General features: G+C 73.4%; 1 protein-coding gene. It reads left to right on the forward strand.

The features are described from left to right. Positions 1-27 precede the first annotated feature (27 nt). Positions 28-10,317 carry a type I polyketide synthase gene (locus B7R87_RS31225; RefSeq protein ID WP_233168977.1) on the forward strand — a complete coding sequence of 3,430 codons (10,290 nt, stop codon included), beginning with the start codon at positions 28-30 and terminating at the stop codon, positions 10,315-10,317. The last annotated feature ends 36 nt before the right edge of the window (positions 10,318-10,353 follow it).

Raw genomic sequence — 10,353 nt, forward strand, 5'->3', positions numbered from 1 at the left:
ATCCCTCGACGAGAACGGCAGTGTCCTGTGAGCGACCAGAAGCTGCGCGACTACCTCAACCGGGTGACCATCGACCTGCAGAAGACCCGGCAGCGGCTGAGGGAGGCCGAGGCCGCCACGGGGGAGCCGATCGCGATCGTGGCCATGAGCTGCCGCTTCCCCGGCGGTGTCCGCGCGCCCGAGGAGCTGTGGGAGCTGCTGGTCGCGGGCCGTGACACGGTCACCCCCGTACCGGGCGACCGGGGCTGGGAGAGGTTCTGGCCGGCCGGCGGGAACGTACCCGGCCGGGGGGCGTTCATCGACGGCGCGGGGGACTTCGACCCCGGTTTCTTCGGGATCTCGCCCCGCGAGGCGGTGGCGATGGACCCCCAGCAGCGGCTGCTGCTCATGGCGTCCTGGGAGGCCGTCGAACGGGCCGGAATCGACCCGCTCACCCTGAGGGGCAGCCGTACCGGAGTGTTCGCCGCAGCCATCGACCAGGGGTACGCGACCCTGGGCGCCACCGCGTCGGAGGCTGTACAGGGCTTCCTGATGACGGGAAACTCGATGAGCGTGATGTCCGGGCGGGTGTCGTACACCCTCGGACTCGAAGGGCCCGCCGTCACGGTGGACACCGCCTGCTCGGCTTCGCTGGTCGCCGTCCACCTCGCGGCGCGGGCCCTGCGGGCCGGTGAATGCTCACTCGCGCTCGCCGGAGGCGTCAGCGTGATGGCGCTGCCCGCCGTCTTCGTGGAGTTCAGCCGACAGGGCGCGATGTCCGCCGACGGCCGCTGCAAGGCCTTCGCGGCGGCCGCGGACGGCACCGGCTGGGGCGAGGGCGTGGGCATGCTGCTGCTGGAACGGCTGTCGGACGCCCGCCGCAACGGCCATCCGGTGCTGGCCGTCATCCGTGGCTCGGCGGTGAACCAGGACGGCGCCAGCAACGGGCTCACCGCGCCCAACGGGCCCTCCCAGCAGCGTGTGATCCGGGCGGCGCTCGCCGACGCCGGACTCACGGCCCGGGACGTGGACGCCGTGGAGGCCCACGGCACCGGAACCACCCTCGGCGACCCCATCGAGGCCGACGCCCTGCTGGCCACCTACGGCCAGGACCGGCCCGCCGGGCGCCCGCTGTGGCTCGGATCGCTGAAGTCCAACATCGGCCACACCCAGGCCGTCGCGGGTGTCGCCGGAGTCATCAAGACCGTACTCGCGCTGCGGCACGGAATCCTGCCCCGCACCCTGCACGTGGACGAGCCCACCCCGCACGCGGACTGGTCGTCGGGAGCCGTCGAACTCCTCACCGAGGCCCGCGACTGGCCCTCCACCGGCAGTCCGCGCCGGGCCGGTGTCTCCGCGTTCGGCATGAGCGGCACCAACGCGCACGTCGTCCTGGAACAGGCACCGGAGCCGGACCCGGAGGACGAGCGGGTCGCGGCCGCCCCGGCGGCAGGGCCCGGGCCGAAGGTCGGCGCACCCGGATCCGTACTGCCCTGGGTCCTCTCCGGCCGTACCGCGTCCGCGCTCAGGGACCAGACGGCCCGGCTGGCAGCCCACCTCGCCGCCCGCCCCTCCGCGCTCCCGGCCGATATCGGCCTCTCCCTGGCGACGACCCGCTCCGCCTTCGAACACCGGGCCGTGGTGATCGGCGACAGCGGCCCGGCACTGCGCGGCGGCCTCGCCACCACGGCCGCGGCGGGCACACCCGTACCGACGGCGGCGGACGACAGTGGGCCCGCTGCCGCCGTCGCTGCCGCTGCCGTCGTCGGACCGGGCAGCGGCCGGGTCGTCGAGGGGCGTACGGCACTGGTCTTCCCCGGCCAGGGCTCGCAATGGCCCGGCATGGCCCGGGACCTCCTCGCCACCAGCTCCGTCTTCCGCGACCGGATCACCGCCTGCGGCGCCGCGCTCTCCGCCCACGTCGACTGGCCGCTCCTCGCGGTTCTCGAAGACACGCCCGAAGCACCCTCACTGGAGCGGGTGGACGTGGTGCAGCCGGTGCTGTGGGCGGTGATGGTGTCACTGGCCGCACTCTGGGAGTCCTGGGGCGTCCGGCCGGACGCCGTCGTCGGCCACAGCCAGGGCGAGATCGCCGCCGCCGTGGTGGCCGGGGCGCTGACACTGGAGGACGGCGCCAAGGTTGTCGCCCTGCGCAGTCGGGCCGTCCGGGCGCTGGCCGGCCTCGGCGGAATGGCCGCCGTCTCCCTGTCCGAGGAGCGGGCCCGGGCCGAGATCCGCCCCTGGGCGGACCGCCTTTCCATCGCCGCCGTCAACGGACCGGCCGCCGTGGTCGTCTCCGGAGAGGCCGAGGCCGTCGCGGAACTCCTCGCCCACTGCGAATCGCACGGCGTACGGGCCCGAGCCGTACCCGTCGACTACGCCTCGCACTCGGCCCAGACCGAGACGATCAGGGCGGACATCCTGGCCGCCCTCGCCGACCTGCGCCCGGTCACGGGCCGGATACCGCTGTACTCCACCGTCACCGGGGACCGGCTGGACACCACGCAGTTGGACGCCGACTACTGGTACCGCAACCTGCGGCAGACCGTCCGCTTCGACACGGCGGTCCGCGCCCTGGCCGAGCAGGGACACGAGACGTTCGTCGAAGTATCACCGCACCCGGTGCTGACCATGGCGCTCCAGGACACCGTCGAGGACACCGGAACCGGAGAGCCCGCGGTGGTCGTCGGAACCCTGCGCCGCGGCGAGGGCGGACTGCGCCGGGCGCTGACCTCGGCCGCCGAACTCTGGGTCTCGGGTGTGTCCGTCGACTGGGCCGCGGTATTCGCCGGCTCCGGCGCCCACCCGACGGACCTGCCCGGATACCCCTTCCAACTGCAGCGCTACTGGCTGGAGCCCGAAACGCCCGAAACACCGGACGCAGCCGGGACGGCCGGCGCCGACCCCGACGCAACGGCCTTCTGGCATATGGTCGAGCACGACGCCCCCGCCGAGATCGCCGGCCGCCTCGCCGTCGACGAGGACACCCTCGGACCGCTGCTGCCCGCCCTGCGCGACTGGCGGAAGCAGCGCCGGGACCGGGCCGCCGTCGACTCCTGGCGCTACCGCATCGACTGGCAGCCGCTGCCGGACCCGGTGCCCGGCCCGTCCGCCGCCGGAACCTGGCTGGTGGTGCTCCCCGCCGGGCACGGCTCCGGCGCACAGGTCCAGGGCCCGGTCCGGGCGCTCACCGAGACCGGAGCCACCGTCGTCACGGCCGAACTCGCGACGGACGACATCCGGCGCGAGAAACTCGCCGAGACACTCACCACCGCCCTCGACGGCCGGATCCCGGCAGGGATCCTGTCGCTGCTGGCACAGGGCTCACGACCCCACCCCGACCACCCCGCACTGCCCACCGGCACCGCACTGACCGTCGCCCTGGTGCAGGCGCTCGGTGACCTGGACATCACCGCACCGCTCTGGTGCGCCACCAGCGGGGCCCTGTCCACCGGCGCCGGCGACCCCGTCACGGAACCGGCCCAGGCCATGATCTGGGGCACCGGCCTGGTGGCGGCACTGGAGATGTCCGGGCGGTGGGGCGGACTGATCGACCTGCCCGTGGAGTTCGACGCCCCCGCCAGAACCCGGCTCGGCAACCTCCTGACCACCGCCGACGGCCGCGAGGACCAGCTCGCACTCCGCGCCTCCGGCCTCCTCGCCCGCCGTCTGCACCGCGCACCCGCCGAAGCCACCGACCGGGCACGGAACTGGAAACCCCGCGGCACCGTACTCCTGACCGGCGGCACCGGCGCCGTCGGCCCGCATATCGCCCGCTGGCTGGCCCGGAACGGCGCCGCGCACCTCGTCCTGCCGGGCCGCCGCGGCACCGGGACGCCGGGCGCTGCGGAACTCGCGGCCGAACTGGACCGACTCGGCGTACGCCTGTCGCTCCCCGTCTGCGATCTGACGGACCGGGAAGCCGTCGAAGAACTGCTCACCGGCCTGGAAGCATCCGGCAGCCCGGTCACCGCCGTCTTCCACGCGGCCGCCTTCATCGCCCTCGCCCCGCTGGACAGCACCCCCCTGTCCGCCTTCGAACAGATCGTCGCCGCCAAGGCCGCCGGAGCCGCACATCTCGATGCCCTCCTCGACCGGGAACTGGACGCGTTCGTCCTGTTCTCCTCCATCGCCGGTGTCTGGGGCAGCGGCAACCACGCCGCGTACGCCGCCGCCAACACCTACCTGGACGCCCTGGCCCAGCACCGCCGGGCGCGCGGACTCACCGCCACCACCGTCGACTGGGGCGTCTGGCAGGCCGAGAACCCCTGGCAGGACCGCACCGCGGGCGACGACGCCGACCTGTTCAAACTGGAGCAGCACGGTCTGCCCCGGATCTCCCCCGAACGCGCCGTGGACGCCCTGCAACAGATCCTGGACGACGACGAGACCGTGATCGCCGTCGCCGACGTCGACTGGGAACAGTTCGCGGCGGTCTTCACCTCCACCCGCCCCAGCCCCCTGCTGACCACCGTCCCCGAGGCCCGCCGCGCCCTGGACCGCCCGGCCGACCGCCACACCGGCGACGCACCCGCGGCCCAAGCCCTGCGCGAACGCCTCACCGCACTCGGCGCCGCAGAGCAGCAACGCCTGCTCCTCGACCTGGTCCGCACCCACGCGGCCGCCGTACTCGGCCATGCCACCGCCGAAGCGATCCAACCCGGAAAAGCCTTCCAGGACCTGGGCTTCGCCTCACTCACCGCCGTGGAACTCCGCAACCGGCTGAACACCGCCACCGGTCTCCGGCTGCCCTCCACCCTGGTCTTCGACCACCCGACGGCCAGAGCCCTCGCCCAGGAGATCCGCGCCGAACTGCTGGGCCGGAACGACACCCCGGAACCACCGTCGGCCCCGGCCCGGCACCCCGCCCCGACCGACGACGACCCGATCGCGATCGTCTCCATGGCCTGCCGCTTCCCCGGCGGAATCGGCACCCCCGAGGAGCTGTGGCGGCTGCTCACCGAAGGCGGCGAAGCCGTCTCGGATTTCCCCGCGGACCGCGGCTGGGACCTCGACGCCCTCTACGACCCCGATCCCGACCACCCCGGCACCTCCTACACCCGGCACGGCGGCTTCCTGCACGACGCGGCCGAGTTCGACGCGGAGTTCTTCGGGATCTCGCCGCGTGAAGCCCTGGCGATGGACCCCCAGCAGCGGCTGCTGCTGGAGACGTCCTGGGAAGCGGTGGAGCGCGCGGCCATCGACCCGGTGACGCTGCGCGGCAGCCGTACCGGCGTGTTCACCGGCGTCAACTACGCCGACTACGCCTCCGTGGTCGCGCAGTCCGACGAGGGCGACGGGCATCTGCTCACCGGCAGCGCGCCCAGCGTGGTCTCCGGCCGGGTGGCCTACACCCTGGGCCTCGAAGGCCCGGCGGTGACCGTGGACACGGCCTGCTCCTCCTCCCTGGTCGCGATGCACCTCGCCGGACAGGCCCTGCGCGCGGGCGACTGCTCACTGGCCCTGGTCGGAGGCGTCGCGGTGATGGCGACCCCGGGCGCCGTCATCAGCTTCTCCCGCCAGCGCGGACTGGCCGAGGACGGGCGCTGCAAGGCCTTCTCGGACGACGCCGACGGCATGGGCATGGGCGAGGGAGCCGGTGTCGTACTCCTGGAGCGGCTGTCGGACGCCCGCCGCAACGGCCATCCGGTGCTGGCCGTGATCCGCGGCTCGGCGGTGAACCAGGACGGCGCCAGCAACGGCCTCTCCGCACCGAACGGTCCTTCGCAGCAGCGGGTGATCCGGGCGGCGCTCGCCGACGCCGGACTGACCGCGTCCGAGGTGGACGTGGTGGAGGCACACGGTACGGGTACGACGCTGGGCGATCCCATCGAGGCGCAGGCGCTGCTGGCGACGTACGGCCAGGACCGGCCCGCGGACCGGCCGGTGCTGATCGGCTCCTTGAAGTCCAACCTCGGCCACTCCCAGGCGGCCTCGGGACTGGCGGGTGTGATCAAAACCGTGCTGGCGATGCGGTACGGGCAGGTGCCCGCCACCCTGCACGTCGGCAAACCGTCCAGCCACGTCGACTGGACCCGCGGATCACTCGCCCTCGCGACCGAACTCCGCCCCTGGCCCGACCACGGCCGCCCGTACCGGGCCGGGGTGTCCTCCTTCGGCCTGAGCGGCACCAACGTCCATACGATCCTGGAGCAGGCGGCCCCGCAGGACGACGTACCGGAGCCCGGACCGAGGCCCCGCACGGCAGTGGTGCCCTGGCTGCTCTCGGCGCGCAGCCCCGAGGCGCTGCGCGCCCAGGCCGACCGCTTGAACCGGTACCTGGACGGCGGGCCCGAGCCGGACCCGTACGACATCGGATTCTCCCTCAACGCCCGCACCCCCTTCGCCTACCGGAAGGCCCTGGTGGGGACGGGCGACGAGCTGCGGTCCCTGCTGCGCGCCGCCGCCGACGGCACAGTGGACCAGTTCCCCGGCGCAGCGGGCCGGACCGTGGAAGGCCGCTCGGTGCTGGTGTTTCCGGGGCAGGGGTCGCAGTGGGTGGGGATGGCTGTGGGGCTGCTGGAGGAGTGCGGGGTTTTCGCGGGTCGGATGGCGGAGTGTGAGCGGGCGCTCTCGCCTTATGTGGAGTGGTCTCTTGAAGAGGCGTTGGGTTCGTCGGTGTTGTTGGGGCGGGTGGATGTGGTGCAGCCGGTGTTGTGGGCGGTGATGGTGTCGTTGGCGGAGGTGTGGCGGTCGCATGGGGTTGTGGTGGATGGGGTGGTGGGGCATTCGCAGGGTGAGGTGGCGGCGGCGTGTGTGGCGGGTGGGTTGTCGCTGGAGGACGGGGCGAAGGTCGTGGCGTTGCGGAGCCGCGCGGTGATGGCGCTCGCCGGAAGCGGTGGGATGGCGTCGGTCGCGCTGCCGGCCGCGGAGGTACGGGGCCGGATCGCGGTCTGGGAGGGCCGGTTGTCCGTGGCGGCGGTCAACGGGCCCCGGTCAACCATCGTGTCGGGTGACGCGGACGCGGTCACGGAGCTCCTGGAACAGCTCGACCTCGAAGAGGTACGGGCACGCCGCATCGAGGTCGACTACGCCTCGCACTCTCCCCAGGTGGAGGAGATCCGCGGACAACTGCTGGCCGATCTGGACGGGATCACTCCCGTGTCGGGCGGGCTGCCGTTCTGGTCCACCGTCACCGGTGGCTGGCTGGATACGGCGTCGCTGGATGCCGCGTACTGGTACCGGAATCTGCGGGAGACCGTCCGGTTCGAGGAAGCCACCCGCGAACTCCTCACCGAAGGGTTCCGGTTCTTCGTCGAGCCGAGTCCGCATCCGGTGCTGGCAGTCGCGGTGGGGGAGTCGGTGGAGGCCGCAGGCGTCGACGCGGCCGTGCTGGGCACCCTGCGGCGCGGCGAAGGCGGCCTCGAACGGCTCCTGCACTCCCTCGGCCGCGCCTGGGAGAGCGGGCTCCCCGTCGACTGGTCAGGAACGTACCCCGGCGCCCGCCGCGTCGACTTGCCCACGTACGCCTTCCAGCACCGGCGCTACTGGCCCGAGCCGGCGAACACACCGGCGGCCGACGTGGCAACGGCCGGCCTCGACTCCGCCGACCACCCCATGCTCGGCGCGGCGATCGACATCGCGGATACGGGCGAGCTCCTGCTCACCGGCCGACTGTCGCCGCGCACCCACCCGTGGCTCGCCGACCACGCCGTGGCCGGCACGGTCATCCTGCCCGGAGCGGCCTTCGTGGAACTGGCCGTACGCGCCGCCGACGAAGCCGGCTGCCACTCGGTGGAGGAACTGACCATCCAGGCACCGCTGCTGATACCCGCCGACGCCGCGGTCCGCCTGCAAGTGCGGATCGGTGCCGCCGACGAGCAGGGCAGACGCTCCCTGGGCCTCTCCTCCTGCCGAGAGGACACAGCCGTACCGCGCTGGACCGTACACGCGACCGGTCTGCTCGCCGCAGCTCCCGCAACGGACGCGCTGCCCCCCGTCACCTGGGGCGATGCCGGTGCCTGGCCACCGCCAGGGGCGGTACCCGTCCCCGTCGACGACCTCTACGAACGGTTCCAGGCCTCCGGCTACGGCTACGGACCCGCCTTCCGGGGGCTCGACGCCGCCTGGCGCCGGGGCGACGAGATCTTCACCGAAGTGCGCCTGCCCGAGGAGCAGCACCGGTCCGCAGCCGCCTTCGGTCTGCACCCCGCCCTCCTGGACGCCGCACTCCAGGGACTGTTCCTGGCCGCGCAGCCCGAAGGCGACCCGTCCGAGGGCCGGACACCGGCCGGGCTGCCGTTCTCCTGGAGCGGTGTCAGGCTCCACGCCTCCGGTGCCACCGCCCTCCGGGTACGGCTCGGATGCGGCACGGGCGGAGCCGTGTCCGTCGACGCGACCGATCCGGGCGGCCTCCCGGTCGCCTCGGTGGAAGAGCTCACCGTCCGCCCGGTGGATCCCGGCGCGCTCCGTGCGAGCGGCGGACCGGAATCCCTCCACCGGCTGGAGTGGTCACCGGCACCGGTCGTTGCGCCTGCCGACCCCATCGGACCCTGGACGGTCGTCGGCGGCCGCGACCTGTTCCCCGACAGCCACCCCGACTTCGCAGCGCTCCGTACCGCGGTGGAACAGGGAATGCCGGCGCCCGCGACCGTACTCGTGTGGTGCGACCATGCCTCGCAGCGCTCCGGCCTCCCCGATGCCGCAACCGTTCACACCGCACTGGACGAGGCCCTGCAACTCCTCCAGGACTGGTTGGCCGAATCCCGCTTCGACGACGACGCCCGCCTCGTCCTGCTGACCCGGGGCGCGGTCTGTACGGACGCCGACGACGGTGTCCCCGACCTCACGGCGGCCGCGGTCCGCGGTCTCGTCCGCTCCGCCCAGTCCGAACACCCCGGCCGCTTCCTCCTCCTCGACACCGACGACCCGGCCACCGTCGGCGAACTGCTGCCGCAGGCGCTCGCAGGCTCGGAACCCCAACTGGCGATACGGCAGGGAAGACTCCTCGCGGCCCGCCTCGCCCGGACGGCCGTCTCCCCGGATGCACCTCCGGCCCCGATCCTGCCCGCCGGCGCGGCGACCGAGGGCACCGTCCTGATCACCGGAGCGGGTGGCGTCGTCGGAGGTCTGGTGGCACGTCACCTCGTATCCGCACACGGGGTACGGAGCCTGCTGCTGACCGGCCGGCGCGGTGCCGAGACGCCCGGCCTCCCGGACCTGGCGGCCGAACTCCGCGAACTCGGCGCCCGGGTGACGGTCGAAGCCTGCGACATCGCCGACCGGCGGGCGCTCGCCGCCCTGCTCGCCACCGTCCCCGCCGACCGCCCGCTCGGCGCCGTCGTCCACGCGGCCGGCGTCCTCGACGACGGAATCGTGGAGAAACTCACCCCCGAGCGGATGCACCACGTTCTCCGCCCCAAGGTCGACGCGGCCCTGAACCTCCACGCCCTCACCCGCGATCTGCCGCTGTCGGCCTTCGTCCTCTTCTCCTCCGCATCCGCCACGGTCGGCAACGCCGGACAGGGCAACTACGCCGCCGCCAACGCCTTCCTCGACGCACTCGCCCAGCAACGCCGCGCCCAGCACCTGCCCGCCCAGTCGCTCGCCTGGGGTCTGTGGGCGCAGCGCAGCACCATGACCGGTGCCCTCACCGACGCGGACCTGCGCCGCATGGCCAGGGGAGGCACCGCCGCGATCGGCACCGAAGAGGGGCTCGCCCTCTTCGACGCGGCGCTCGCCTCGGACGAACCCCTGCTGGTCCCCGTCAGGATCGACCTCGGCAGGCTGCGGACGGCGGCGCGGACCGCACCCGTCCCGGCCCTGCTCTCCGCGCTCGTCCCCGGCGGAGCACGCCGCCCGGCCTCGGGCACGGAAGCCGTCGAGGTGGGCTCCCTGCGCAGCCGACTGGCCGCGCTCGGACCGGACGAACGCCTCGCCACCGTGCTCGAACTGGTCCGGGGCCGGGTAGCCGAAGTCCTCGGCCACGGCGGCGCCGACACCATCGAACCGGACCGGGCCTTCAAAGACCTCGGCTTCGACTCGCTGACCTCGGTCGAACTCCGGAACCGGCTCTCCGCGGCCACCGGCCGGCGGCTGCCCGCGACCCTGGTCTTCGACCACCCCACCCCGCTCGCCGTCGCCGTCCATCTGACCGCGCGACTCGTCCCGGACGAGCCCGGCACCGGAGGGAACACGGGAACGGTGTCCGACCGGGAGGACCGTGAGATCAGCTCCCTGCTGGCCACGATCCCGCCGTCCGAACTGCGCCGGGCAGGTCTGCTCGAAGCGCTCCTGAGCCTCGCCGACGGCCAGGGGACACCGATTCCCGACGAGGACATCGGAGCCATGGAGGTCGACGACCTGGTCCGGATGGCCCTGGGCGGCGAACGTGACTGACGCGAACGTGACTGGCGGAGCCCGACGGAGGGAGAG

The sequence above is a fragment of the Streptomyces tsukubensis genome (genome assembly GCF_003932715.1).
Classification (GTDB): domain Bacteria; phylum Actinomycetota; class Actinomycetes; order Streptomycetales; family Streptomycetaceae; genus Streptomyces; species Streptomyces tsukubensis.